The following is a 26,139-nucleotide window of genomic DNA, read 5'->3' on the forward strand; positions in this document are numbered from 1 at the left end:
CTGGAGACCCCGAGATGGCTCAGGTTCAAGCCACCAAGTTCAAGAATCCGGTCGTGAACTGGATCGACAGCCGCCTGCCGATCTTCACGATGCTGGATCACGAGTACAACCACTACCCGATGCCGCGGAACGTCAACTATCTGTGGGCGTTCGGTGCCATCGCCGGCATCATGCTGGTGATCATGATCGCCACGGGCCTGTTCCTGGCGATGCAGTACTCGTCCCACACCTCGCTGGCCTTCGATTCGGTCGAGCGCATCATGCGCGACGTGAATTACGGCTGGCTGATCCGCTACGTGCACGCCAACGGCGCGTCGATGTTCTTCATCGCCGTCTACATCCACATGTTCCGCGGCCTCTATTACGGCTCCTACAAGGCCCCGCGCGAAATCCTGTGGATCCTGGGCGTCATCATCTTCCTCGTCATGATGGGCACCGCCTTCATGGGCTACGTGCTGCCCTGGGGCCAGATGAGCTTCTGGGGCGCCACCGTCATCACGAACCTGTTCTCGGCATTCCCGATCGTCGGCGACCCGATCGTGACCCTGCTGTGGGGCGGCTTCTCGGTCGACAACCCGACGCTGAACCGCTTCTTCGCGCTGCACTTCCTGCTGCCCTTCGTGCTGCTGGGTCTGGTGATCCTGCACACCGCGGCGCTGCATGTCTGCGGCTCGAACAACCCGCTGGGCATCGATCCGAAGGGCCCGCAGGACACCGTCCCGTTCAACCCGTACGTCACGGTCAAGGACGGCTTCGCCGTGGTGATCTTCCTGATCATCTACGCGTCGTTCGTGTTCTTCATGCCGAACTACATGGGCCATCCGGACAACTACATCCCGGCCAACCCGCTGGTGACCCCGGCGCACATCGTGCCGGAATGGTACTTCCTGCCCTTCTACGCCATGCTGCGCGCGATCCCGGACAAGCTGGGCGGCGTGCTGGCGATGTTCGGCTCGATCGCGCTGCTGGCCTTCCTGCCGTGGCTCGACCGTTCCAAGGTCCGCAGCTGCAAGTTCCGGCCGATCTACCGCCAGTTCTTCTGGATCCTCGCCCTCGACGCGCTGGTTCTCGGCTATGCCGGCGCTATGCCGGCCGAAGGCGCCTGGCTGATCATCGCCCGTATCGGCACCGCCTACTACTTCTTCCACTTCCTGGTCCTGCTGCCGGTGCTGGGCAAGCTGGAACGGCCGAGTCCGCTCCCCAACAGCATCGCCGAGTCCGTTCTGAAGGGCGGGGGCGGCATCGCCGCCGGCGCCCATGCCAAGCCGATGGAGAAGGCCTGATGCGCGCGTTGAAGACTGCTATCCTCTCGGCGGCGCTGGCTCTCGGCATCGCCGGGGCCGCGCAGGCCGCGGAAGGCGTGCATATCCCCAAGCAGAGCTGGCCGCACAGCGGCATCTTCGGGACCATCGACAAGGCGTCGGCCCAGCGTGGCTTCCAGGTCTACAAGGAAGTCTGCGCCGCCTGCCATTCCATGCGTCTGGTCCCGATCCGCACCCTGGCCGGCATCGGCTTCAGCGAGGACGAGCTGAAGGCGATCGCCGCCGGCTATGAGGTGCAGGCCGGCCCGAACGATGCGGGCGAGATGTTCATGCGTCCGGCCGTCCCGGCCGACCGCTTCCCGTCGCCCTTCGCCAACGATCAGGCAGCCCGTGCGTCGAACAACGGCGCCCTTCCGCCGGACCTGTCGCTGATGGCGAAGGCCCGCGTCGGCGGCGAGGATTACCTCTACGCCTTCCTCACCGGCTTCGAGGAGCCGCCGGCCGACGTCAAGCTGATGGACGGCATGAACTACAACAAGGTGTTCCCCGGCCATCAGGTCGGCATGCCGAACATCCTGCAGCCCGACGGCGTCACCTTCGCCGACGGCACCAAGGCGACGGTGGAGCAACAGGCGCACGACGTGGCGACCTTCCTGACCTTCGCCGCGGAACCGCACCTGGATGCTCGCAAGCAGATGGGCGTCAAGGTCATCCTGTTCCTGCTGGTGCTGGCCGGCCTGATGTATGCCACCAAGCGCAAGCTGTGGAGCACGCTGCACTGAGCCTGACGGTTCGGTGAGGCGATTGAGACTGGACAGGGCGCCCCTTCGGGCGCCCTGTTTCTTTTGGGGAACGGGTCGTCCGGGCGGCGGACCTATTGCGGAGAAGACGGATGGTGGACAAGCTGATCGACGAGATCGTCGATTTCTGGTTCGACGAGGCGATGAAGCCCTATTGGTTCCGCAAATCGGCAAGCTTCGACCGGGCGGTCGCCGACACGCTCGGCCCCCATCACGAGGAGGCGGCCCGCGGCGACTACAACCATTGGATGGAGGATGTCGACGGCTGCATCGCGCTGTGCATCCTGCTCGACCAGGTGCCGCGCAACATGTTCCGCGACGATCCGCGCGCCTTCGCCACCGATGCCAAGGCGCGGGGCGTGAGCGACCATGCCGTGGCCAATGGCTTCGATCTGGAATGCACCACGGACGAGCGGATCTTCCTCTACCTGCCCTATGAGCATCACGAGGACCTCGCGAGCCAGGAGCGGTCGGTCGCGCTGTTCACCGAGCGGGTGGGCGACGAGACCACGGTGCGCTATGCCCTGCGTCACCGCGAGATCATCCAGCGCTTCGGCCGCTTCCCCCATCGCAACGCCGTCCTCGGTCGCCCAAGCACCCCGGAGGAGGAGGCGTTCCTGAAGGAGCCGGATTCGTCCTTTTAAACTCTCACGCCTGCAGCGGCGCCAGCCAGCGTTCCAGCGCGCCGAGCAGATCGGCGCGGCGGACCGGCTTGGTCAGGTAGTCGTTCATCCCGGCGGCGAGGCAGCGGACGCGGTCCTCCGGCTGGGCGTTGGCGGTGACGGCGATGATCGGGATGCGGGCTCGCTCGTCGCCCAGCGAGCGGATGGTGGTTGTAGCCGTCACCCCGTCCATATCCGGCATGGCGACATCCATCAGCACCGCTTCGGGCGGCACCGGCGCCTGGGCGACGGCCTCCACGGCCTCAGCCCCGCCGGTGGCGGTCTCGACCGAAAATCCTGCCTTGGCCAGCAGCCCGGCCACCACCATCCGGTTGGTGGCGCTGTCGTCCACCACCAGAAGCCGGCCGCCGCGCGAGCGGGCCCAGTTCATCAGCCGGTCGGCATCGGTGGTGCGGGAGGGCAGGGCGACCGGCATGTCCAGCGTCACCCGCCGCATGCCGTCCACCCCATGGTCCATGCCCATCTGTGCCCCCAGGGCCGCCAGCAGACGGCGGGCGAGTTCGTGGCAGAAGCGATCGCCGCCACTTGGGCCGCCATCGGGGTCGAAGCGGCCGGCCAGTTCCGCCCGCAGGGTCACCCGCTCCTCCCCCACCGGCAGGGCCGACAGGCGGACCTCCAGCCGGCCGGATCCCGGATCGGTGCTGGCGATGGCGCTCGCGGCGAGTGCTGTGCAGAGCGCACCCACGGTCCCGGCATCGCCGACCAGCCGCGGCGGCGTGCCGTTCAGCACGCTGACGTCCAGCGCGACATTGCGCGCCTGGGCCAGTGCCGCGGCCGATACCGACAGCATGCGGGCCAGCGCCTCCGGGGCGAAGGCCGTCACCCTCCCGCCGGGGGCGTGATGCAGATTGTCACCGTCCATGACCCGCCATTGGCAAAATGCAACGCAGCTTGCAGAGATCGGGGCCGGACATGCCCATCGGCACAGCTTTTCCGATCTTGCGACCCGTTCTCAGCAAGCGGCGGGCCAACTGGGCTCTCCTTCCGGTGGTCCGGTCAGCGGAGTGGAGCATCCGGCGGGTTGAAGAGGTAGGGGACGAAGCTGCGGTGGTGCTCGTTCACCCGCAACTCACTGCCGATCGGCGGGAAGGCGCGCTGCTGGCAATCGGTGCGCTCGCACAGGCGGCAGTTGACGCCGATCGGCACCGCGGCCTTGACGTCGGTGATGTCGATGCCGGCGGCATAGACCAACTCCGGCGCGTGGCTGGCCTCGCAGCCCAGCCCGACGGCGAACTGGCGCGACGGCTTGAGATAGGCGCCGCCGCGCTTGGTCACCGTGCGGGCGATGCTGATGTAGGTGGTGCGGTCGGGCATCTGGGCGAACTGCACCAGGATCTTGCCGGGCTGGGCGAAGGCCTCGTGCACGTTCCACAGCGGGCAGGCGCCGCCGAAACGGGCGAAGTGGAAACGGGTGGCGGAATGGCGCTTGGTGATGTTGCCGGCCATGTCGACCCGCACGAAATAGAAGGGCAGACCGCGGGCGCCCGGCCGCTGCAGGGTGGACAGCCGGTGGCAGACCTGCTCGAAGCTGGCGGAGAAGCGGCTTTGCAGCTGTTCCACATCGTGGCGCAGCGCGCGGGCCTGGGCGGCGAAGGCACGGTAGGGCATCACCAGCGCACCGGCGAAATAGTTGGCGAGCCCGACCCGGCAGATCGACCGGGCGTCCTCGCTGGAGAATTTCGCCTGCTCCACCAGCTCGTCGATCTGGTCGCCGAATTCCAGCAACGCGATCTGGTTCGCCATGTGGAAGGCGCGGCTGGAACTGGTCAGCAAGGCGGACAGGCGCAGCGTGCCGGTGGAGGAATCGTAGCTGCGCATGGCGGTCTCCCCCGCCTCGTCGGCGACGATCTTCACCCGCACGTCGTGCCGTCGCTTCAGATAGGCCGCCAATTCGTTCAGCAGCGACCCTGAATGGATTTTCTCGGAGTCCCACAGCCGCTCCGCTGCCTCGTCCAGCGGGCCGATGTAGTTGTTGCAGTAGTGGAAATAGTCCCGCACCTCCTCGTAGGGGAACTGCGGGCCGGCGAAGCTGTCGCCCTCCTGACTGCTGGGTTCGCGGTTGGACAGGCTGTCGGCCAGCGATTGCACCCGCTCATGCAGCTTCTGATAGGCCTGATGCAGGCTGAGCACCCGGCGGGCCAGTTCGGGGCTTGAGCCCACCACGCTGCGCAGTTCGCCCGCGGTCAGCGGCGCCCCGGCGAAGAGCGGATCGGCCAGCGCCTCGCGCAGGTCGGAGACCAGCCGGCTGTCCTCATCCTCCAGGAAGGCGGACAGTTCCAGCTCGAAGGTGGCGGCGATCCGCATCAGGACCGGCAGGGTCAGCGGACGCTGGTTGTTCTCCAACTGGTTGAGATAGCTGGGAGAAAGCTCCAGAGTCTTGGCCAGCGACGCCTGGGTCAGGCTGCGCTGTTCGCGCAGGCGGCGCAGCTTGTAGCCAAGGAATAGCTTCTTTTGCATGCGTATAAAATCCCGCCCACCGGACGGCCTTGGAAATCCGCCGTTCTTCGCAATCTTAGCAAGCGTAAAGCCGCATTTGCAAAGGGCTTCGCAACTTCGCACGTTTTTGCAAAGAGGCTGTTTGAAGCGCTGCGAAGTTTGTGAATAATCCGCGGCGTTCCGGTGAATGATTGCGTCGCTCGACGCCGGAGCGGGGACCGTCACTGCGACGCCAAAGATATGGGAACGCCCGATGCAAGACATTCTGGCCAAGTTGGAGTCCAAGCGCGCCGCGGCGCGGCTGGGCGGCGGTGAGAAGCGCATCGCCGGCCAGCACGCCAAAGGCAAGCTGACCGCGCGCGAGCGGATCGAGCTGTTCCTCGACGAAGGGTCGTTCGAGGAGTTCGACATGTTCGTCGAACATCGCTGCATCGACTTCGGCATGGAGAACCAGAAGGTCCCGGGCGACGGCGTGGTGACCGGCCACGGCACCGTCAACGGCCGCCTCGTCTTCGTCTTCAGCCAGGACTTCACGGTCTTCGGCGGCGCGCTGTCGGAGGCGCATGCCGAGAAGATCTGCAAGATCATGGACCAGGCGCTGAAGGTTGGCGCGCCGGTGATCGGGCTGAACGATTCGGGCGGCGCCCGCATCCAGGAGGGTGTCGCCTCGCTCGGCGGCTATGCCGAGGTGTTCCAGCGCAACGTCGACGCGTCGGGCGTCATCCCGCAGATCTCGCTGATCATGGGGCCGTGCGCCGGCGGCGCGGTGTATTCGCCGGCCATGACCGACTTCATCTTCATGGTGAAGGACAGCTCCTACATGTTCGTCACCGGCCCCGACGTGGTGAAGACCGTCACCCACGAGGTCGTGACCGCGGAAGAACTGGGCGGCGCCGTCACCCACTCCACCAAGTCGGGCGTGGCCGATCTGGCTTTCGAGAACGATGTCGAGGCGCTGCTGCAGCTGCGCCGCTTCGTCGACTTCCTGCCCTCGTCGAACCGTGAGAAGGCACCGGTCCGCCCCTGCGTCGATCCGCTCGACCGCGAGGACTTCTCGCTCGACACGCTGGTGCCGGAGAATCCGAACAAGCCCTACGACATGAAGGAACTGATCCTCAAGATCGTGGACGAGGGCGATTTCTTCGAACTGCAACCGGAATACGCCAAGAACATCATCATCGGCTTCGCCCGCATGAACGGCTCCACGGTCGGCATCGTCGCCAACCAGCCGATGGTGCTGGCCGGCTGCCTGGACATCGACAGTTCCAAGAAGGCCGCGCGCTTCGTGCGCTTCTGCGACGCCTTCGAAATCCCGATCCTGACCCTGGTCGACGTCCCCGGATTCATGCCCGGCACCAGCCAGGAGTATGGCGGCATCATCAAGCACGGCGCCAAGCTGCTGTACGCGTACGCCGAGGCCACCGTGCCGAAGGTGACGGTCATCACCCGCAAGGCGTACGGCGGCGCGTACGACGTGATGTCGTCCAAGCATCTGCGCGGCGACGTGAACTATGCGTGGCCGTCCGCGGAAATCGCGGTGATGGGCGCCAAGGGTGCGGTGGAAATCATCTTCCGCAGCGACATCGGCGACGCCGAGAAGATCGAGGCGCGTACGGAAGAGTACAAGCAGAAGTTCGCCAATCCCTTCGTCGCCGCGTCGCGCGGTTACATCGACGACGTCATCATGCCGCACGGCACCCGCCGCCGCATCACGAAGGCGCTGTCCATGCTCAAGAACAAGCAGCTCCAGAACCCCTGGCGCAAGCACGACAACATTCCGCTGTGAGGGCCGGCAGCATGTTCGAGAAGATCCTCATCGCCAACCGTGGCGAGATCGCCTGCCGCGTCATCCGCACGGCACGCCGCATGGGCATCAAGACCGTCGCGGTCTATTCCGACGCCGACAAGAACGCGCTTCATGTCGAGATGGCCGACGAGGCCGTCCACATCGGAGCCGCGCCGTCCGCCCAGAGCTATCTGCTGATCGATAAGATCGTGGATGCCTGCAAGAAGACCGGCGCCCAGGCCGTCCACCCCGGCTATGGCTTCCTGTCGGAGAAGCGCGAGTTCCAGGAGGCGCTGGCGGCCGCCGGCATCGCCTTCATCGGTCCGGACGCCCACGCCATCCAGGCCATGGGCGACAAGATCGAGTCCAAGAAGCTGGCGAAGGAAGCCGGCGTCTCCACCGTCCCCGGCTATCTCGGCGTCATCGCCGACGATGAAGAGGCGGTGATGATCGCCCGCGACATCGGCTATCCGGTGATGATCAAGGCGTCGGCCGGCGGCGGCGGCAAGGGCATGCGCGTGGCCTGGAACGACGAGGAGGCGCGCGAGGGCTTCCGCTCGGCCACCAACGAGGCGCGCTCCAGCTTCGCCGACGACCGCGTCTTCGTCGAGAAGTACATCCAGCAGCCGCGCCATATCGAAATCCAGCTGCTGGCAGACGGGCAGGGCACCTGTCTGTACCTGCACGAGCGCGAATGCTCGATCCAGCGCCGCCACCAGAAGGTCATCGAGGAGGCGCCGAGCCCGTTCCTCGACGCCGCCACCCGCAAGGCGATGGGCGAGCAGGCGGTGGCTCTGGCCAACGCGGTGCAGTACAAGTCGGCCGGCACGGTCGAGTTCATCGTCGATGCCGAGCGCAACTTCTACTTCCTGGAGATGAACACCCGTCTCCAGGTCGAACACCCGGTCACCGAGCTGATCACCGGCCTGGACCTCGTCGAACTGATGATCCGCGTCGCCTACGGCGAGAAGCTGACGATCCGCCAGGAGGACGTGCAACTGAACGGTTGGGCCGTCGAGGCGCGCGTCTATGCCGAGGATCCCTTCCGCAACTTCCTGCCCTCGACCGGCCGTCTCACCCATTACCGGCCGCCGGCCGCCGATCCGCATGTCCGCGTCGACACCGGCGTGTTCGAGGGCGGCGAGATCTCGATGTACTACGATCCGATGATCGCCAAGCTCTGCACCTGGGGTTCGACGCGCGACGCGGCGATCGCCGGCATGCGCGAGGCGCTGGACCAGTATTACATCCGCGGCGTCAGCCACAACATCCCGTTCCTGGCCTCGCTGATGGCGAACCAGCGCTTCGTCGACGGGCGGCTGACCACCAACTTCATCGCCGAGGAATACCCGACCGGCTTCCACGCCTCGGACCTGCCGCCGGAAGACCCGGCGGTGCTGATCGCGGTCGCCGCGGTGATCCACCGCAGCCTGAACGACCGCGACATCCAGATCTCGGGCAAGATGGCTGGCAACAAGGCCAAAGTGCGCGACGACTGGGTGGTGGTGCTGGACGGCACCCGGCATCCGGTGCACCTGCATCCGGCTGAAGGCAGCCCGCAGCGTATCGGCTACACCGTCGACATCGACGGCAAGCACCACACGGTGTGGAGCGACTGGCAACTGGGCGAACCGCTGTTCCGCGGCACGGTGAACGGCAACCATGTCTGCGTCCAGGTCGACCGCGTCGGCGTCGGCTATCGCCTGCATCACAGCGGCTCGCAGGCCATCGTCAAGGTGCTGACCCCGAAGGCGGCGAAGCTCGACGCCCTGATGCCGGTGAAGGCGCCGCCGGACATGTCGAAGTTCCTTCTGTCGCCGATGCCGGGCCTGTTGGTGTCGCTGGCGGTGACGGAAGGCCAGGAGGTCAAGGCCGGCGAGGTGCTGGCCGTGGTCGAGGCCATGAAGATGGAAAACATTCTGCGCGCCGCGCAGGACGGAACGGTCGCGAAAATCCACGCAGCCCCGGGCAGCAGCCTGGCGGTCGATCAGAAGATCGTGGAATTCGCGTAACCGTATAATAAGAAGAACAGTACCGAGAGGAAGCGTACCCCCAACCCCTCTCCACCTGTCGGACGGACCGCCGGTCCGCCGAGGGTGGAGAGGGGTTTCGGGAGGAAACGCACTGCCAACATTACCTGCGCCCATAAGAAGCCCTCAGGAGGCGTCGATGACCGAGTTCCCGAAGAAGACCCTTGCCGATTGGGACAAGCTGGCCGCCAAGGATCTCGGCGCCGACGGCGATATCTCCAAGCTGGTCTGGAAGACCCCGGAAGGGCTGGACGTCAAGGCGCTCTACACCGCCGCCGACCTGGAAGGGCTGGAGCTGGACACGCTGCCCGGCTTCCCGCCCTTCACCCGCGGCCCGCGCGCCACGATGTACGCGGTGAAGCCCTGGACCATCCGGCAATATGCCGGCTTCTCCACCGCTGAGGAGTCGAACGCCTTCTACAAGGCCAACCTCAAGGCCGGCCAGATGGGCCTGTCGGTGGCCTTCGACCTCGCCACCCACCGCGGCTATGACAGCGACCATCCGCGCGTCGTCGGCGATGTCGGCAAGGCCGGCGTGGCGATCGACAGCGTCGAGGACATGAAGGTCCTGTTCGCCGACATCCCGCTCGACAAGATGTCGGTGTCGATGACGATGAACGGCGCGGTGCTGCCGATCCTGGCCGGCTACATCGTCGCGGCGGAGGAGCAGGGCGTTTCTCAGGACAAGCTGAGCGGGACCATCCAGAACGACATCCTCAAGGAGTTCATGGTCCGCAACACCTATATCTACCCGCCCGAACCCTCGATGCGGATCATCGCCGACATCATCGAGTACACATCCCAGCACATGCCGAAGTTCAACTCGATCTCGATCTCCGGCTACCACATGCAGGAGGCGGGGGCGACGGCGGTGCAGGAGCTGGCCTTCACCATCGCCGACGGTCTGGAATATGTGCGGGCGGCGATGTCGAAGGGCCTGCCGGTCGACAAGTTCGCGCCGCGCCTGTCCTTCTTCTTCTCCATCGGCATGAATTTCTTCATGGAGATCGCCAAGCTGCGCGCCGCGCGCCTGCTGTGGTCCTCCCTGATGCAGGAGAAGTTCCAGCCGAAGGACGCGCGTTCCCTGGCGCTGCGCACCCACTGCCAGACCTCAGGCGTCTCGCTGACCGAGCAGGACCCCTACAACAACGTCATCCGCACCACCATCGAGGCGATGGCGGCGGTGCTGGGCGGCACCCAGTCGCTGCACACCAACGCCTTCGACGAAGCGCTGGGACTGCCGACCAAATTCTCCGCCCGCATCGCCCGCAACACCCAGCTGATCATCGCGGAGGAGGCCGGCGTCACCAAGGTGGTCGACCCGCTCGGCGGCTCCTTCTACATCGAGCATCTGACCCACAGCCTCGCCAACGCCGCGCTGGAGCTGATCGGCCGCGTCGAGGAGATGGGCGGCATGACCAAGGCGGTCGAGAGCGGCATGCCCAAGCTGCTGATCGAGGAGGCCGCCGCCCGCCGTCAGGCCGCCATCGACCGCGGCGAGGAGGTGATCGTCGGCGTCAACAAGTACCGTCCGGAAAACCCCGAGGGGGTGGACGTGCTGGACATCGACAACACCGCCGTCCGCGAGGCGCAGATCGCGCGGCTCAAGCAGATCCGTGCCACCCGCGACGAGTCCAAATGCCAGGAGGCGCTGGCCGCGCTGACCAAGGCGGCCACCGAGAAGACCGGCAACCTGCTGGCCCTGTCGGTGGAGGCCACCCGCGCCCGCGCCACCGTCGGCGAGATTTCCGACGCGCTGGAGAAGGCCTTCACCCGCCATGTCGCGGTCATCCGCTCGGTCTCGGGCGTCTACGGCTCGGCCTATGAGGGCGACGAGGGCTTCAAGAAGATCCAGGAGGAGGTGGCATCCTTCGCCGCCGAGGAGGGCCGCCGGCCGCGCATCCTGGTGGTGAAGATGGGCCAGGACGGCCACGACCGCGGCGCCAAGGTGATCGCCACCAGCTTCGCCGACATCGGCTTCGACGTCGACATCGGCCCGCTGTTCCAGACCCCGGACGAGGCGGCTCGTCAGGCGGTGGAGAACGACGTCCACGTCATCGGCGTGTCGTCCCAGGCCGCCGGCCACAAGACGCTGGTGCCGCAGCTGATCGAGGAACTGCGCAAACAGGGCGCCGGCGACATCCTCGTCGTGTGCGGCGGCGTGATCCCGCCGCAGGATTACGACTTCCTTTACAAGGCGGGGGCCGCGGCCATCTACGGGCCGGGCACCAACATCCCGAAGGCGGCGTCGGACATCCTGGGCATTCTGCGCAAGCAGAAGGCGGCGGCTTGACGAGCGGAAGCGGGAAGGGCGCAGGTCCTTCCCGCTCCTGATTGCGACGGCCCTGAACTGGACAGGCTGGAGCCGCGGCACTATTCTTAGCTCAGTGATGCATGATCGGGAGCCGTTCGATGTCCAGGATCGATCCAGCCAAAAAGAATGAGCCTCCCGTTTCCGATAGGCTGGAAAATGCATCGCGTGTGTCTGCCATCGAAGCCGAAAAGAAGAAATGGATGGAGGACAATCGGGCGGCGTTTGCCGCCTACGATGCGTTGGTGGACCGACTGGGCCTTTTTGGTGAAGAGTACCGGAATTTCGAATGAGATTTCTGGACGTCTGTCTCAACCCGGCGGCGAAGGGAAAGAAGAATCACCCCATTCCCTATCTCTTGATCGTTCAGGGTGATTATGTCGGTATCGACAGAACCCGTGTTGTGGTTCCGTTGATCCGGTCGTCCGAAGTTGAAACCGCAATTCCCAAAATCATGCCGTCGATCATGGTCGGCAACGAGGCATTTGTCGTCGCGACGCCGCAGATCGTCGCTTTGCCCGTTACGCAGATCGGCACTGTCGTCGCTTCCGCATCCGATGCCCATTCCGACATCCGCCGCGCCATCGATGTGCTGACAGGCGACTTTTGACCGTCACCGCCGAAACCGACCTCTACGCGCCCGTGAAGGCTTTCCTGGAAGCCCAGGGCTATGACGTGAAGGCGGAGATCCACGGCTGCGACCTCGTCGCCATGCGGGGGGGCGAGCCGCCGGTGATCGTCGAGTTGAAAAAGCGCTTCACGCTCGACCTCGTGCTGCAGGGGGTGGACCGGCTGGCCATCAGCGACAGCGTCTATCTCGCCGTGCCGCAGCCGGGGCGCAAGGCCACCGGGCCGTCGCCGCTGGACGGGGATGTGAAGAAGCTCTGCCGGCGGCTGGGGCTCGGCCTGCTGATGGTCGATCCGGGGTTGGCGGAGGGGCAGCGCGTCGCCGTGCTGCTCGATCCGGTTCCCTACAGTCCGCGCAAGGACAAGAAGCGCACCCACCGGCTGCTGGGGGAGCATGCCCGCCGGGTCGGCGATCCCAACTGCGGCGGTTCCACCCGCGTCGCCATCGTCACCGCCTATCGCCAGGACGCGCTGCGCATCGCCCGCATGCTGCGCGACGGGCCGCTGACCGTGGCGGCGCTGCGCCAAGCGGGGGCGCCGAAGGATGTCGGGCCGATGCTGCTGCGCAATGTCTACGGCTGGTTCGAGCGGGTGGGGCGCGGCACCTACGGGCTGACCCCGGCGGGCGTGCAGGGGGTGGAGGCGTTCGCCCATGCGCTGGCAGTCCCCTCTCCCCCCAGCTCTCGCGCAAACTCTGTTTGCGCTGACGCGACAGGCGGACCTCCGGTCCGCCGAAAGCGGGGAGAGGGTTAGGGTGAGGGGGACGCGCGGCGAGGATTCTCGGGATAGTCACGCAGTGCATCCCCCTCACCCCGACCCTCTCCCCGGGGGGGAGAGGGGGATATGCCTGGTCCAGGGGTGACACCTTGCACGGTCACGCTTATGATTTGGTGCTTCCAATCCACAATCACAAAAGGCTGGAGCCGGCTTTGTCGGACTACATCAGCAATCTCGTCGTCTTTTTCGTCGTCGTCGATCCGCCCGGGCTGGTGCCGCTGTTCATCGCGCTGACCCGCGGATTCGAAGACCGCCACAAGCGCATCATCGCGCTGCGCGGCACCGCCATCGCCTTCGTTGTGCTGGTCTTCTTCGCCTATTTCGGCAAGGTCGTCTTGCAGACCCTGTCGATCGAGATGCCAGCCTTCCGCATCGCCGGCGGGGCGCTGCTGTTCTGGATCGCCTTCGAGATGCTGTTCGCCAAACGCTCCGAACGGAAGGAGCGCGACACCGGCGAGGCGATGACCGACGAGGACGCCCACGACATCGCGGTCTTCCCCCTGGCGGTGCCGCTGATCGCCGGGCCGGGCGCCATCACCTCCATCCTGCTGCTGATGGACCGCACCGGGGGCACGGTGGCGGGACAGGTCAGCGTGCTGGGGGCGGCGGCGACGGTGATCGGCGGGGTGACGCTGATCCTGCTGGGCGCCGACCGGGTCGGGCGGCTGCTGGGCCGCACGGTGATCCACACGGTCAGCCGGGTGCTGGGCATCGTGCTGGCGGCACTGGCGGCGCAGACAATCATTTCCGGCATCACCGCGGTCTATCCGCCCCACTGACCGGCCCCAATCACTCCGTATGTCCCGCCAATCCCTTGTGCTGTCGGGTTTAAGCCTGAAAGACTAGTCCCCTTTCCGCGGCAGTCGCTCACTCTACATCGCCTCTTGCCACATCGGCGCCGGGCACCTGCCCGGCGTGTGCGTTTCCACGCGCCCAAACAAAAAGAGGCGGCGGCCATGGAACTCGATCCATTGATCCTGTCGCGGATTCAGTTCGCGTTCACGATCTCCTTCCACATCCTTTTTCCCAGTTTTACGGTGGGACTTGCCTGCTGGATCGCGCTGCTGGAAGCGCTGTGGGTGGGCACCGGCAAGGGCATCTACCGCAGCCTGTCGGAATTCTGGACGCGGATCTTCGCGCTGTCCTTCGGCCTGGGCGTGGTGTCCGGCATCGTGATGTCCTATCAGTTCGGCACCAACTGGAGCCGCTGGTCCGACACGGTGGGCAACGTCCTGGGCCCGCTGATCCAGTACGAGGTGGTGACCGCCTTCTTCCTGGAGGCCGCCTTCCTCGGCATCATGCTGTTCGGGCGGGACCGCGTGCCGCGCGGCATCCACCTGATGGCCGCCTGCCTCGTGGCGCTGGGGACGCTGCTGTCCACGTTCTGGATCCTGTCGGCCAACAGCTGGATGCACACGCCGGCCGGCTTCGAAATCAGGGACGGCCGCTATTTCGTCACCGACTGGTGGCAGGTGGTGTTCAACCCGTCCTTCCCCTATCGCCTTGCCCATATGGTGACGGCGATGTTCCTGACGACCAGCTTCGTGGTCGCCGGCATCAGCGCCTTCTACCTTCTGAAGCGCCGCCATTTCGATCATGCGAAGCTGGGTCTGAGCATGGCGCTGGCGCTGATCACCGTGCTGGCGCCCTTGCAAATCTTCCTGGGCGACGAGCATGGGTTGAACACGCTGGAGCACCAGCCGGCGAAGATCGCCGCGATGGAAGGCAACTGGGAGGGCGGACCGCGCGCGCCGCTGATCCTGTTCGGCATTCCCGACGTGGAGAAGGAAACCAACCACTGGGAGATCGGCATCCCGGCGCTGTCCAGCCTGATCCTGACCCACGACTTCGACGGCAGCGTCCCCGGCCTGAAGCAGTTCCCGGCGGACGAGCGGCCGGACCCGCGCATCATCTTCTGGACCTTCCGCCTGATGGTCGCCATCGGCTTCGTGATGCTGGCGGTGGCGGTGGTGCATCTGGTGCTGCGCTTCCGCGGCCGGCTGTACGGCAGCGACTGGTTCTTCCGCGTGCTGGTCGGCTGCATGCCCATCGGCTTCATCGCCATCCTGGCCGGCTGGTTCACCACCGAGATCGGGCGCCAGCCCTGGGTCGTCCAGGGCCATCTGCGCACGGCCGATGCTGTGACGCCGTCGCTGACGACGGAAGCGGCGCTGATCTCGCTGCTGTCCTTCGTCGTCGCCTATACCATCATCTATGGCGCCGGCACCTATTACCTGATCCGCCTGCTGCGCATCGGCCCGACGCATGTGCATGACGCGCCGCAGCCGCCGGAGGCGCAGAGCCCCAAACGGCCGCTGTCCGCCGCCGACCAATCCATCGAACCCGCGGAGTGACCCCCATGCAGGAGATTGCGGAAGGAAGCATTCTGACCCTGATCTGGGTCGGGATCGTCGGCTTCGCGGTGTTCATGTATGTGCTGATGGACGGCTTCGACCTCGGCATCGGCATCCTGTACCCGTTCGCACCGACGGAGGAGGACCGCGACACCATGATGAACACGGTGGCGCCGGTCTGGGACTTCAACGAGACCTGGCTCGTCCTGGGCGGGGCGGGGCTGTTCGCCGCCTTTCCCATCGCCTACGCCGTGGTTCTGCCGGCGATGTACATCCCGCTGCTGGTCATGCTGATCGCGTTGATCTTCCGCGGGGTGGCGTTCGAATTCCGGTTCAAGGCGCGGGCGGGCCGGCATTGGTGGAACCGCTCCTTCTTCATCGGATCGCTGTTGGCGACCTTCGCGCAGGGGGTGATCCTGGGTTCCTTCATCCAGGGCATTCCGGTGGAGGGGCGGCAGTTCGTCGGCGGCATGCTGCATTGGCTCTCCCCCTTCGCGCTGTTCTGCGGGGCGGCGCTGGTGGTGGGCTATGCGCTGCTGGGGGCGACGTGGCTGATCTGGCGGACCATCGGGCCGCTGCAGGACTGGTGCTATCGCATGGCGCGGCGGCTGATGCTGGTGGTGCTGGCGGGGGTCGCGGCGGTCAGCCTGTGGACGCCCTTCCTGCTGCCGCAGATCGCCGAGCGCTGGTTCTCCATGCCGAACATGATCTTCCTGTCACCGGTGCCGATCGTCACGGCGGTGCTGGCCTTCGCCCTGTGGCGGGCCATCGACAACAGCCGGGAGGTGGCGCCCTTCGTGCTGTCCATGGCGCTGTTCGCCCTGTCCTATCTCGGCCTCGCCATCAGCCTGTGGCCGCACCTGATCCCGCCCGGCGTCACCGTCTGGGAGGCCGCCAGCCCGCCGGAGACGCAGGTCTTCCTGCTGGTCGGCATGGCCTTCCTGATCCCGTCGATCCTGGGCTACACCGCCTACTCCTATTGGGTGTTCCGCGGAAAGGTGACGGGCAGCTTCGGTTACCATTGAGCGGAGGAGGCGCCCCGTCCTAAAACGAGCCGGGTTTCGAGACGAGCGAAAGGTTGGGGCCATGGATATCGACATCAGCTTTGCCGAGGCGATGCTGCGCCGTGGCGCCGGCCTGCTGGAAACCGGACCGGATGAAGTGGGAAGCGACCCCTTCGCCGTTGTGGCCCGGCTGCTGGCTGCCGCCGCGGCGACCGACGCGCCGCTGGTGGTGCTGAGCGAGGGCGGCAGCCATCCCGCCCTGTTCGACGAGGCCGCCCGCCGGGCCGGGGAGCCGCTGACCGCCCGCCTCGCCGGCCTCGCCGCCACCCGCCAGGGCGAGCGCGCCACCATGTACGAGTTCGACGGCACCGGACCGCTGACCGGCAACCGCATCGTCGCCGCCCTGCTGCGGCCGGAGGAGCGGCCGGACCTGCTGCATGTCTACATCGCCGTCGGCCGGCTGCGCGGGGGAGAGGCGCAGATCACCGTGCCGCCGGCGCTTCTGCGCTTCGACGCGGCGGCACTGGGCCAGACGCTGGGGCTGCTGGGCGACGCGGTGTCGCGCAGCCCGAACGCCGCCACCGCGGCGCTGGCCCACGCCGCCGCCGTCCTGCCGATGGAAGGGCATGAGCAGGGCGGCATGCCGGCGGCGCTGCTGGACCTCTACTGGCATGCGCTGACGCTGGCGTCGGTGCGGACGGATGGCGGATTGGCGACGATGACGCCGGAGGGGAGTGCGTGAGAGGGCAAACCCCAACCGCTCCTTCGCAAATCATTTGAAACTCTTTCCCGCGCTGCCGATCTGGTGACAGAGTCGACGTCGGTGAAATACTGCGTCACATCGTCACCAGTTCATCGGGAGCAGCCATGCGCCAGCGCCTCCGCTTCTATCTCGGCGACGAGCTTCGGGAGATCGATGCGGTCGATCCGACCCTGACGGTGCTGGACTGGCTGCGGCTGTCGGAACGGCGGGTCGGCACCAAGGAAGGCTGTGCGGAGGGCGATTGCGGCGCCTGCACGGTGGTGGTCGGGCGGCTGGACGGCGACACGCTGCGTTACGAGGCGGTGAACGCCTGCATCCGCTTCCTCGCCACGCTGGACGGCTGCCGGCTGCTGACGGTGGAGCATCTGAAGGGACCGGACGGCGCGCTGCATCCGGTGCAGCAGGCGATGGTCGATTGCCATGGTTCGCAATGCGGATTCTGCACGCCGGGCTTCGTCATGTCGCTGCTGGCGCTCTACCTGAACGAGGACCGACCCGACGGGCAGCGGATCGACGACGCGTTGGCCGGCAACCTGTGCCGCTGCACCGGCTATGAGCCGATCGTCCGCGCCGCCCACGCCATGTACGGGATCGGCGACCGGAATGCCGACCATTTCGCCGACCGGGATGCCATGGCGGAGAAGCTGAAGGCGCTGCGGGACGAGGAAATCCTCAGCGTCGGCGCCGGTGGGCGCCGCTTCCTGGCGCCGGCCACCGTGCCGCAACTGGCGCAACTCCTGCTCGACAATCCCGGTGCCACCATCGTGGCGGGGGCGACCGATGTCGGGCTGTGGGTGACCAAGTTCCAGCGCGTGCTGGCGACGGTGATCTACACCGGCCGGGTCCGCGACCTGCGGCGGATCGAGGATCGCGGCGACGCGCTGGTGATCGGGGCCGGCGTGACCTACAGCGACGCGGCAGAGCGGATCGCCGCGCTCTATCCTGATTTTGGCGAACTGATCCGCCGCATCGGGGCGGAGCAGGTGCGCAACATGGGCACCATCGGCGGCAACATCGCCAACGGCTCCCCCATCGGCGACACGCCGCCGGCGCTGATCGCCTGCGGCGCCACCCTGCGGCTGCGCCGCGGCGGCGAGACGCGCGAGCTGCCGCTGGAGGATTTCTTCATCGAATACGGCAAGCAGGACCGCCGCGAGGGTGAATTCGTCGAGGCGGTGATCCTGCCCAAACCGGCGGCGGGCGTGCGGTTCCGTGCCTACAAGATCGCCAAGCGCTTCGACCAGGACATCTCTGCCGTCTGCGGCGCCTTCCGCCTGACGCTGGACGGCGAGGGTAGGGTGGCCGACATCCGCATCGCCTTTGGCGGCATGGCCGGCACGCCCAAACGCGCCAGCGGGGCCGAAGCGGTGCTGCTGGGCCGCCATTGGACCGAAGAAACCGTGACCCAGGCGATGGACGCATTGGCCGGCGACTACACGCCGCTGAGCGATTGGCGGGCCAGCGCGGGCTATCGCTCCATGGTGGCCGAGAATTTGCTGATGAAGCTGTATGTCGAGACCAGCGACCCGGCGGCGGACACCCGCCTGGTCGGCGACCGGAGGCTTGCACATGCCTGATTCCATGGCGCCTGACGTCACGACTCCCATCGCGCCCGCCGCCACTCCGGACCGCATCCAGGGTGCCGTCCATGACTCCCGCCGGCATGAAAGCGCGCACAAGCATGTCAGCGGCGAAGCGGTCTATGTCGACGACATCGCCGAGCCGGCCGGGTTGCTGCATGTCTATCTTGGCCTCAGCAGCCGGGCGCATGCGCGCATCCGCTCCATCGACCTGTCGCCGGTCAGGCAGGCTCCCGGCGTGGTGGCGGTCTTCACCGCCGAGGACGTGCCGGGGGTGAACGACATCGGCTGCATGGGCAAGCATGACGAGCCGCTGTTCGCCTCGACCCTGGTCGAGCATGTCGGCCAGCCGATCTTCGCCGTCGCCGCCGAAACCCGCGATCAGGCCCGCCGCGCCGCCAAGCTGGCGGTGGTCGAGTATGAGGAACTGCCCGCCGTCCTCACCATCGCCGCCGCCCGCGACGGCGAGCGGACGCTGGTCACTCCGCCGATGACGCTGCGGGTCGGCGACGCCGATGCGGCGCTGGCCGAGGCTGAGCATCGCGTGGAGGGAAGGCTCGCCATCGGCGGGCAGGAGCATTTCTATCTGGAAAGCCAGATCGCCATGGCGGTGCCGGGCGAGGACCAGGAGGTGCTGATCCATGTCTCCACCCAGCACCCGACGGAGGTGCAGCACATCGTCGCCCATATTCTGGACGTGCCGGACGCCGCGGTGACGGTGGAGGTGCGGCGGATGGGCGGCGGCTTCGGCGGCAAGGAGACGCAATCGAACCTGTTCGCCGCCTGCACCGCCCTGGTCGCCAGGTGCACCGGCCGCGCCGCCAAGCTGCGCCCCGACCGCGACGACGATTTCCAGATCACCGGCAAGCGCCATGATTTCGAGATCGACTATCGCGTCGGCTTCGACGACAGCGGGATGATCCAGGGCGTGGACATGCTGTTCGCCGCACGGGCCGGCTATGCCGCCGACCTGTCGGGGCCGGTGACCGACCGTGCGCTGTTCCATGCCGACAACGGCTATTTCTATCCGGCGGCGCGGCTGGAATCGCTGCCGCTGAAGACCAACACGGTGTCCAACACCGCCTTCCGCGGCTTCGGCGGCCCGCAGGGCATGGTCGCGGCGGAGCGGGTGATCGACGAGATCGCCTTCGCGCTGGGCAAGGACCCGCTGGAGATCCGCAAGCGGAACTTCTACGGCAGCGATCCCGAGAGGGACGGCCGCAACCTGACGCCCTATCACCAGACCGTCACCGACAACATCCTGCCGGAGTTGATCGCGCAGCTTGAGGACAGCAGCGGCTATTGGGCGCGGCGGGAGGAGATCCGCGCCTTCAACGCCAAGAGCCGCATCCTGCGCAAGGGGCTGGCGCTGACGCCGGTGAAGTTCGGTATCTCCTTCACCGCCAGCCATTACAATCAGGCCGGCGCGCTGGTCCATGTCTACACCGACGGCAGCATCCAGCTGAACCATGGCGGGATCGAAATGGGGCAGGGGCTCTACACCAAGGTCGCCCAGGTGGTGGCGGAGGAGTTCCAGGTCGACATCTCCACCATCCGCGCGACCGCCACCAGCACCGGCAAGGTGCCCAACACGTCCGCCACCGCGGCGTCGTCGGGCTCCGACCTGAACGGCAAGGCGGCGCAGGCGGCGGCCCGCACCATCAGGGAGAGGCTGGTCGCCTTCGCGGCGGACAAGTGGGGCGTCGCGCCGGAAGCGGTGCGGTTCGAGCGCAACCGGGTGGTGGTCGGCGACCAGGACATGAGCTTTGCCGATCTGGTGCGTGCCGCCTATATGGCGCGGGTGCAACTGTCGGCCACCGGCTTCTACAAGACGCCGAAGATCCATTGGGACCGCGCGGCGGGGCGCGGCACGCCTTTCTATTACTTCGCTTATGGCGCGGCCTGCGCCGAGGTGACGGTGGACACGCTGACCGGCGAGTATGTCGTCGACCGGGTGGACATCCTGCATGACTGCGGCCGCTCGCTGAACCCGGCAATCGACAGGGGGCAGATCGAAGGCGGCTTCGTCCAGGGCATGGGCTGGCTGACCATGGAGGAACTGTGGTGGGACGGGCAGGGCCGCCTGCGCACCCACGCGCCCAGCACCTACAAAATCCCGGCCTGCTCTGACCGCCCCCGCATCTTCAACGTCGCGCTGCTGGAGAATGCGCCGAACCGCGAGGACACCATCTTCCGCTCCAAGGCGGTGGGCGAGCCGCCATTCATGCTGGGCATGTCGGTGTTCCACGCACTGTCCGACGCGGTGGCGAGCGTCGCCGGGCACCGGGTGTGTCCGAAGCTGGACGCGCCGGCCACGCCGGAGCGGGTGTTGACGTGCATCGCGGCGCTGCGGGAGCGGGCGGCGGCTTCGCCCCAACAATGACCTCCCTCTCCATCACCCTCTCCGACTGGCTGTCCCAAGGCGCCCCCGCCGTGCTCGTCACTGTCGCCGAGGCGCGCGGCTCCACCCCGCGGGAGGAGGGGGCCGGCATGCTGGTGGGGCGGGGGGCCTGCGCCGGCACCGTAGGCGGCGGACGGCTGGAATGGACCGCCATCGCCACCGCGCGGCGGATGCTGGAGGACGGCACCGCCGCCGAGACGCTCGACCTGGCCCTGGGGCCGGCGACCGGCCAGTGCTGCGGCGGGCATGTCGTGCTGCGGCTGGAGCGGGCCGACGGCGGCACCGTGGCCGCGTTGCAGGAACGGGAGCGCCGGGCGCTGGACGCGCGGCCGACCCTGCTGCTGTTCGGGGCCGGGCATGTCGGACGGGCCATGGCGACGGCCTTCGCCCCGCTGCCGCTGCGCCTGCAGTGGATCGACGGCCGGGCGCAGGAGTTCCCCGAGACGATACCCGCGGGCGTGGAGCGCATCCTGACCGACAGCCCGCTCGATCCGCTGGCGGGGGCACCGGCCGGGGCCGGTTATCTGGTGCTGACCCACAGCCACGCGCTGGACTTCGAGATCGCCGAGGCGGCGCTGCGCCGGGGCGACGCCGCTTATGTCGGCATGATCGGTTCGGCGACGAAACGCGCGAAGTTCGAACGCTGGTTCAGGGCGCGCGGGCGGGACGTGCACGCGCTGGAGGAGCTGACCTGCCCCATCGGTGCGGCGCTGACCGGCGACAAGCGGCCGGAGGTGATCGCGGCCCTGGTGGCGGCGGAACTGCTGGTGGCGTTTGCGAAACCCGCCCAAACCTCCCTCTCCCCCCGCTCACGCGCAAACTTCGTTTGCGCTGACGCGACAGGCCGACCTCCGGTCCGCCGAAAGCGGGGAGAGGGTCGGGGTGAGGGGGGACCGCTTCGAGGATTTCTTCGGCTGCGCCGAACCCCCTCATCCTAACCTTCTCCCCAGGGGGGAGAAGGGATTCTAGCGGGAGAGGGCATTTTCCTCACCCCATCGCCTCGGCTCCCGACACCAGTTCGATCAGTTCATTCGTAACCTGTTCCTGGCGCAGGTGGCGCGCCGTGGCGGTCAGTTCGTCCAGCGTGGTTTCGATGTTGTGGCGGGCCGTCATCATGGTGGAGAGGCGCGCGGCGTTCTCGGCGGCGAAGCTCTCCATCGCGGCGTCGGCCAGCAGGGCGAAGACATACTCGTCCACCAGCCGGGCGATCAGGTCGCGGGGCGGCATGTTGATCAGCGGCGGCACCGTCCGGGCGCCGTCATGCGGCAGGCCGAGCGGCAGCAGGGGGCGGCGCACCAGTTCCGGCGGCGCGCCTGCATTTGTCCGGCCGTAGAGCAGCTCCACCCGGCCCAGCCGCCCGTCCGCCGCCGCGAGGTAGAGCGCCTCGGCGATGCGCCGCGCGGTGGTGGTGACGGCGTCGGTGTTGGTCGCCATCGCCGTGCTCCAGGCCGGCGGACGGCCGCGTTCCTCCAGCAGGGCGGCGCCGCGCGACCCCGCCACCCACAATGCGCAGCCCGGCGGTGCCGCCAGCGCCGCATCGACCAGCTTTTCGGCGAAGGCGCCGACGAAGCCGTGCTCCGGCGCGAACAGCACCCACGCGCAATGGCCGTGTCCGTTGACGGGCCATTGCGGCGGCGCATCGTCCAGCAAGGCCGCGGCCTGGGCCAGCGCCCCGGCGATCACCTCGGCATAGGCGCGGGTGCCGGCCAGCGTGCCGAGCGCCTGTTGCAGCCGCATGGCGGCGAGCGAGCGCATGACGTCGGTCACCGCCTCCAGATCCTGCACGCTGGCCCGCCGTGCCTCGACCTCCGCCAGCCGTTCGGTCATGGTGCCGCTCCGGTCAAGCCCGATGCAGCTTGCGCAATCAGGTCGCGCAGCGCCGCCTTGGTGGCGTCGTCCAGCGTCTCGCCGATCCGCGGCGGGTGGGCGGCGACAAGACCCGCCAGTGCCGCCTGGAAACGCGGCATCGCCTCCAGCGGCAGCCCGTCCAGCGTGCCGTCGGCCAGTGCCAGAAGCTGCGCCGCCTGGACCGCCAGCGGGCGGGGCGACAGGTGCCGTTGCGCCAGCAGGGTCCGCATGCGCCGGCCATGCTCCACCGCCTTGCGCGTCCGCTCGTCCACCAGTCCGCCGAAGCGGGTGAAGACCTCCAGCTCCAGGAACTGGGCGTAGTCGAGCCGCAGCGGTTCCGCCAGGGTGCGCAGGGCCGGCGGCTGGGCCTTGCCGCCGACGCGCGACACGCTGCGGCCGATGTCCACCGCCGGCTTCTGTCCCTCGTAGAACAGCTTGGCGTCGAGGCAGACCTGTCCGTCGGTGATGGAGATCAGGTTGGTCGGGATGTAGGCAGACAGGTTGCCGCCCTGCGTCTCGGCGATGGGCAGCGCGGTCAGCGACCCGCCGCCCTTGGCGGGCGTCAGCTTGGCCGCCCGTTCCAGCAGGCGGCTGTGCAGGTAGAAGACGTCGCCCGGATAGGCCTCCCGCCCCGGCGGGCGGCGCAGCAGGAGCGAGAGCTGCCGGTGGACCGCCGCATGCTTGGTCAGGTCGTCGACGATCACCAGGGCGTGGCGGCCGCTGTCGCGGAAATGCTCGGCCATGGTGAAGCCGGCATAGGGCGCCAGCCATTGCAGGCCGGGGGCGGAATCGGCGGCGGCGATGACGAACAGGGTGCGCGCCGCGGCGCCGCCCTGGCGCACCGCCTCGATCGCCGCACGCACGCCGGACGCCTTCTGCCCGATGGCGACATAGACGCAGAACACGTCGCCGTCGGTCTGGTTGAGGATGGCGTCCACCGCGATGGCGGTCTTGCCGGTGGCGCGGTCGCCGATCAGCAGCTCGCGCTGGCCGCGGCCGAGCGGAAACATGGCGTCGATCACCGCGGTGCCGGTCAGCAGCGGTTCTGACACCGCCGCGCGCTCGGCGATGGTCGGGGCGGGGCGTTCCACCGGCTCCCACCCGTCGGCCTCGATGGGCGGACCGTCGTCCAGCGGGGTGCCGAGCGGATCGACCACCCGCCCCATCAGCCTATCGCCGACCGGCACGCGCAGGACCGTTCCGGTCCCGTGGACGGTGCCGCCGGCGGCGACCCGCGTGGCGTCGCCCAGCAGGACGCAGCCGATCCGGTCATCCAGATCCATGGCGAGCCCGGCGACCCCGCCGGGGAACAGCAGCAACTCGTCCACCCGCACATCGGGCAGGCCGGAGACATGGGCGATGCCGTCGCCGACCGACTCCACCCGCCCGACCGATTCCAGCCGCGCAGTGGTATCCAGCCCGTCCACTCGGCGCAGTGCGCCCGGCATCCAGGCGTCGAGCGCGTCCTCAAGCGACGGGGTCGGCATCGGTTCTTGCGGAGTCATGACGGGTCATCTCCTCCTTCGCCTCGGCCAGCGTCTGTTTCCAGCTGCGGCGGACGACGCTGTGGGCGAAATGCAGCTCCACCCCGGCGATCAGCGACGGATCCTCGGTGAGATCCAGCGCCACCGGCCGGTCCAATGCCGCCGCCAGCCGATCGCGGGCATGGGCGGCGTCCTCGTCCGGCAGCGGGCCGGCCGCGGCGAGACGCACCGGCACCGGCACCGACTCTGCCCCGTCCGCCAGGGCATGACGCTGGGCGGCAGTCAGCGACTCCACCGCCGCGCAGGCCTCCTCCAGCAGGGGGCGGGTCAGGGCGCGTGCCGGAGCGTCGCGCAGCAGGCGGGTCGCCAGCTGGGTGCCGAGATCGGCGGCGTGGCGTTGCAAGGCGCCCAGCGCCTGCGCCCGCTCCTCGGCCAGCCGGGCGCGCGCCTCCTCCAGCGCATGGTCGGCCTCGCCCCGCGCCCGGTCGAGCAGGGCGGCGCGTTCGGACTCCGCCTCGGCGCGGGCGGCGGCGATCAGGCGGTCGCGCTCGGCCGGCAGGGTTGCGCGCTGGTCCTCCAGGCTTCGGCGTGCGGCTTCGGCGGCTTGGCGCGCGGCCTCCGCCTCGGTGCGGACTCGCTCGGTGGCGGCCTGCCGCTCGGCGATCACCGCCAGGACGGGGCGGTAGAGGAAGCGGCGCAGAAGCCAGACCAGGATCAGGAAATTGACCGCCTGGAGCAGAATCGTCCAACCGTCGATATGCATGACGGGCTCCGGAATTGCCGCGGTCAGGCGAAGGGGTTGGCGAACAGCAGCAGCAGCGCCACGACGAGGCAGTAGATCGCCATCGTCTCGATCATCGCCAGACCGACGAACAGGGTGCGCGACAGGGTGTTGGCGGCTTCCGGCTGGCGGGCGATGGCCTCCATCGCGGCGGCGACGGCGCGTCCCTCCGCCAGGGCCGGCCCGATGGCCCCGACCGAGACGGCCAGCGCGGCACCGAGGATGCTGATCGAATGGACATCCATGATTCCTATCCCTTTTCTATGGTTCCGACCGCGCCGCCGATGAAGACCGCGGCCAGCACGGTGAAGATGTACGCCTGCACGAGGCCCAGCAGCAGTTCCAGCGCCATCAGCGGCACCGGCACGAACAGGCCGGCCAGCGACAGCACGATGGCGATGACGAATTCCCCGCTCATCACGTTGCCGAACAGTCGGACCGACAGCGAGAAGGCGCGCGTCAGTTCCGACAGGATGTTCAACGGCAGCAGCAGCGGGGTGGGGTGGGCGAAGCCCTTCAGGTAGGGCCACAGGCCGCGCCGGCGGATGCCCAGCGCCTGCGACGCCAGCAGAACGACCAGCGCCAGCGCCGCCGCCGTCTCCAGAAAGGCGGTCGGCGCCTTCAGCCCCGGCACCAGCCCGGACAGGTTGGCGACCGCCAGATAGAGGAACAGCGTGCCCAGGAGCGGCAGGAAGGGCGTGGCGTCGGCCTGCATCGTCTCGGCGATCTGCCGGCGCAGGGTCTCAACCACCAGCTCCAGCACGGTCTGGACGCGGCCGGGCCGCTCCACCCGCAGGCGCCGCGTCGCCAGGACGGAGCCCAGCGCCATCGCCGCCATCAGTCCCCAGGTGACGACGACCGGCAGCGTGACCGGGACCGGACCCAGCAGAAACACAACCGGCGTCGTCAGGGGCGAGTCCGTCATGGCGTTCCCGCCTCCGCCCGCTTTTCGCGCCGGACCACGAGGCTGCGGGCGAGTTGGAATCCGGCCAGCATCGCCAGCAGCGCTTCCGCCCCACCCCACAGGGCGGCGATGGTGAAGCCGGCGGTGGCGCATGCCAGCCGCAGCAGATAGAGCGGAACCGCGCGCTGGATACCGCCCGACACATAGAGCCGGGCGGTCGCCGCCAGACCGCGGAAGAACAGGATTCCCAACGCCAGCCCTGCCAGCGCCCCGGTCAGGATGGGAAGAAGATAGGGGGCGGTCATCAC

General features: G+C 67.8%; 24 protein-coding genes. 16 read left to right on the forward strand and 8 right to left on the reverse strand.

Features of this window, described 5'->3' with window-relative positions; all coding sequences use genetic code 11:
- Positions 1-14 precede the first annotated feature (14 nt).
- From J2Y49_RS25175 to J2Y49_RS25185, 3 genes are all read left to right on the forward strand, one after another.
- Positions 15-1,283 carry a cytochrome b N-terminal domain-containing protein gene (locus J2Y49_RS25175; protein ID WP_194912881.1) on the forward strand — a complete coding sequence of 423 codons (1,269 nt, stop codon included), beginning with the start codon at positions 15-17 and terminating at the stop codon, positions 1,281-1,283.
- Positions 1,283-2,044: a cytochrome c1 gene (locus J2Y49_RS25180; protein ID WP_310117861.1), complete on the forward strand. Its 762-nt coding sequence runs from the start codon at positions 1,283-1,285 to the stop codon at positions 2,042-2,044. Before J2Y49_RS25175 ends, J2Y49_RS25180 begins: the two co-directional genes overlap by 1 nt.
- A 110-nt stretch (positions 2,045-2,154) precedes the next feature.
- Positions 2,155-2,706, forward strand: coding sequence for a DUF924 family protein (locus J2Y49_RS25185; protein WP_310117863.1), 552 nt, complete (start codon positions 2,155-2,157; stop codon positions 2,704-2,706).
- 4 nt (positions 2,707-2,710) lie between these two features.
- Here J2Y49_RS25185 and J2Y49_RS25190 read toward each other — a convergent pair whose 3' ends face one another.
- Positions 2,711-3,607: a response regulator gene (locus J2Y49_RS25190; RefSeq protein WP_310117865.1), complete on the reverse strand. Its 897-nt coding sequence runs from the start codon at positions 3,605-3,607 to the stop codon at positions 2,711-2,713.
- 134 nt (positions 3,608-3,741) lie between these two features.
- A complete protein-coding gene (locus J2Y49_RS25195) occupies positions 3,742-5,202 on the reverse strand; it encodes a short-chain fatty acyl-CoA regulator family protein (protein WP_310117866.1) in 1,461 nt (486 codons plus the stop codon).
- A 232-nt stretch (positions 5,203-5,434) separates the two neighbouring features.
- On the opposite strand from J2Y49_RS25195, the gene J2Y49_RS25200 reads away from it, so the two are divergent.
- The 13 genes from J2Y49_RS25200 (at position 5,435) to xdhC (ending at position 21,752) form a co-directional block, all read left to right on the forward strand.
- A complete protein-coding gene (locus tag J2Y49_RS25200; RefSeq protein WP_310117867.1) occupies positions 5,435-6,967 on the forward strand; it encodes an acyl-CoA carboxylase subunit beta in 1,533 nt (510 codons plus the stop codon).
- Positions 6,968-6,978: 11 nt separating this feature from the next.
- Positions 6,979-8,979, forward strand: coding sequence for an acetyl/propionyl/methylcrotonyl-CoA carboxylase subunit alpha (locus tag J2Y49_RS25205; protein WP_310117869.1), 2,001 nt, complete (start codon positions 6,979-6,981; stop codon positions 8,977-8,979).
- 157 nt (positions 8,980-9,136) lie between these two features.
- Positions 9,137-11,290, forward strand: a complete 2,154-nt coding sequence (gene scpA, locus J2Y49_RS25210) for a methylmalonyl-CoA mutase (RefSeq protein ID WP_310117870.1) — start codon at positions 9,137-9,139, stop codon at positions 11,288-11,290.
- A 119-nt stretch (positions 11,291-11,409) separates the two neighbouring features.
- On the forward strand, positions 11,410-11,601 hold the full coding sequence (locus J2Y49_RS25215; protein ID WP_310117871.1) for a type II toxin-antitoxin system CcdA family antitoxin: 192 nt from the start codon (positions 11,410-11,412) through the stop codon (positions 11,599-11,601).
- Positions 11,598-11,918 (forward strand): CcdB family protein, encoded by a 321-nt coding sequence (locus tag J2Y49_RS25220; protein ID WP_310117873.1) that lies wholly within the window; start codon positions 11,598-11,600, stop codon positions 11,916-11,918. The genes J2Y49_RS25215 and J2Y49_RS25220 overlap by 4 nt, the downstream gene beginning before the upstream one ends.
- The gene (locus J2Y49_RS25225) at positions 11,915-12,688 is read left to right on the forward strand and encodes a DUF2161 family putative PD-(D/E)XK-type phosphodiesterase (protein WP_310117874.1); all 774 of its coding nucleotides are present in this window, start codon (positions 11,915-11,917) and stop codon (positions 12,686-12,688) included. Before J2Y49_RS25220 ends, J2Y49_RS25225 begins: the two co-directional genes overlap by 4 nt.
- A gap of 176 nt (positions 12,689-12,864) precedes the next feature.
- On the forward strand, positions 12,865-13,491 hold the full coding sequence (locus J2Y49_RS25230; RefSeq protein WP_310117876.1) for a MarC family protein: 627 nt from the start codon (positions 12,865-12,867) through the stop codon (positions 13,489-13,491).
- Between the two features lie 177 nt (positions 13,492-13,668).
- Complete coding sequence (locus J2Y49_RS25235; RefSeq protein ID WP_310117877.1) at positions 13,669-15,066, forward strand: cytochrome ubiquinol oxidase subunit I; 1,398 nt, start codon at positions 13,669-13,671, stop codon at positions 15,064-15,066.
- 5 nt (positions 15,067-15,071) lie between these two features.
- The gene (gene cydB / locus J2Y49_RS25240; RefSeq protein ID WP_310117879.1) at positions 15,072-16,091 is read left to right on the forward strand and encodes a cytochrome d ubiquinol oxidase subunit II; all 1,020 of its coding nucleotides are present in this window, start codon (positions 15,072-15,074) and stop codon (positions 16,089-16,091) included.
- Between the two features lie 61 nt (positions 16,092-16,152).
- Complete coding sequence (locus tag J2Y49_RS25245; RefSeq protein WP_310117881.1) at positions 16,153-16,812, forward strand: hypothetical protein; 660 nt, start codon at positions 16,153-16,155, stop codon at positions 16,810-16,812.
- 125 nt (positions 16,813-16,937) lie between these two features.
- Positions 16,938-18,410 (forward strand): xanthine dehydrogenase small subunit, encoded by a 1,473-nt coding sequence (xdhA, locus tag J2Y49_RS25250; RefSeq protein ID WP_310117884.1) that lies wholly within the window; start codon positions 16,938-16,940, stop codon positions 18,408-18,410.
- Positions 18,403-20,796 carry a xanthine dehydrogenase molybdopterin binding subunit gene (xdhB, locus tag J2Y49_RS25255; RefSeq protein ID WP_310117886.1) on the forward strand — a complete coding sequence of 798 codons (2,394 nt, stop codon included), beginning with the start codon at positions 18,403-18,405 and terminating at the stop codon, positions 20,794-20,796. Before xdhA ends, xdhB begins: the two co-directional genes overlap by 8 nt.
- On the forward strand, positions 20,793-21,752 hold the full coding sequence (gene xdhC / locus J2Y49_RS25260) for a xanthine dehydrogenase accessory protein XdhC (protein ID WP_310117887.1): 960 nt from the start codon (positions 20,793-20,795) through the stop codon (positions 21,750-21,752). The genes xdhB and xdhC overlap by 4 nt, the downstream gene beginning before the upstream one ends.
- A 49-nt stretch (positions 21,753-21,801) precedes the next feature.
- Here the strand turns inward: xdhC and J2Y49_RS25265 are convergent, their stop codons facing one another.
- Genes J2Y49_RS25265 through J2Y49_RS25290 form a run of 6 tightly spaced genes read right to left on the reverse strand, consistent with a single transcriptional unit; the run spans position 21,802 to position 26,136 of the window.
- Entirely contained in the window at positions 21,802-22,641 is an 840-nt protein-coding gene (locus J2Y49_RS25265) for a FoF1 ATP synthase subunit gamma (protein ID WP_310117889.1), read from the reverse strand.
- Entirely contained in the window at positions 22,638-24,167 is a 1,530-nt protein-coding gene (locus J2Y49_RS25270) for a F0F1 ATP synthase subunit alpha (RefSeq protein WP_310117890.1), read from the reverse strand. Before J2Y49_RS25270 ends, J2Y49_RS25265 begins: the two co-directional genes overlap by 4 nt.
- Positions 24,130-24,909, reverse strand: coding sequence for a hypothetical protein (locus tag J2Y49_RS25275; protein ID WP_310117892.1), 780 nt, complete (start codon positions 24,907-24,909; stop codon positions 24,130-24,132). Before J2Y49_RS25275 ends, J2Y49_RS25270 begins: the two co-directional genes overlap by 38 nt.
- Before the next feature lie 23 nt (positions 24,910-24,932).
- Positions 24,933-25,172 (reverse strand): F0F1 ATP synthase subunit C, encoded by a 240-nt coding sequence (locus J2Y49_RS25280; protein ID WP_014249776.1) that lies wholly within the window; start codon positions 25,170-25,172, stop codon positions 24,933-24,935.
- A 5-nt stretch (positions 25,173-25,177) separates the two neighbouring features.
- A complete protein-coding gene (locus tag J2Y49_RS25285) occupies positions 25,178-25,852 on the reverse strand; it encodes a F0F1 ATP synthase subunit A (RefSeq protein ID WP_310117896.1) in 675 nt (224 codons plus the stop codon).
- Positions 25,849-26,136: an ATP synthase subunit I gene (locus J2Y49_RS25290; protein ID WP_310117898.1), complete on the reverse strand. Its 288-nt coding sequence runs from the start codon at positions 26,134-26,136 to the stop codon at positions 25,849-25,851. The genes J2Y49_RS25285 and J2Y49_RS25290 overlap by 4 nt, the downstream gene beginning before the upstream one ends.
- Positions 26,137-26,139 lie beyond the last annotated feature (3 nt).

The sequence above is a fragment of the Azospirillum sp. BE72 genome (genome assembly GCF_031455875.1).
Lineage (GTDB): Bacteria > Pseudomonadota > Alphaproteobacteria > Azospirillales > Azospirillaceae > Azospirillum.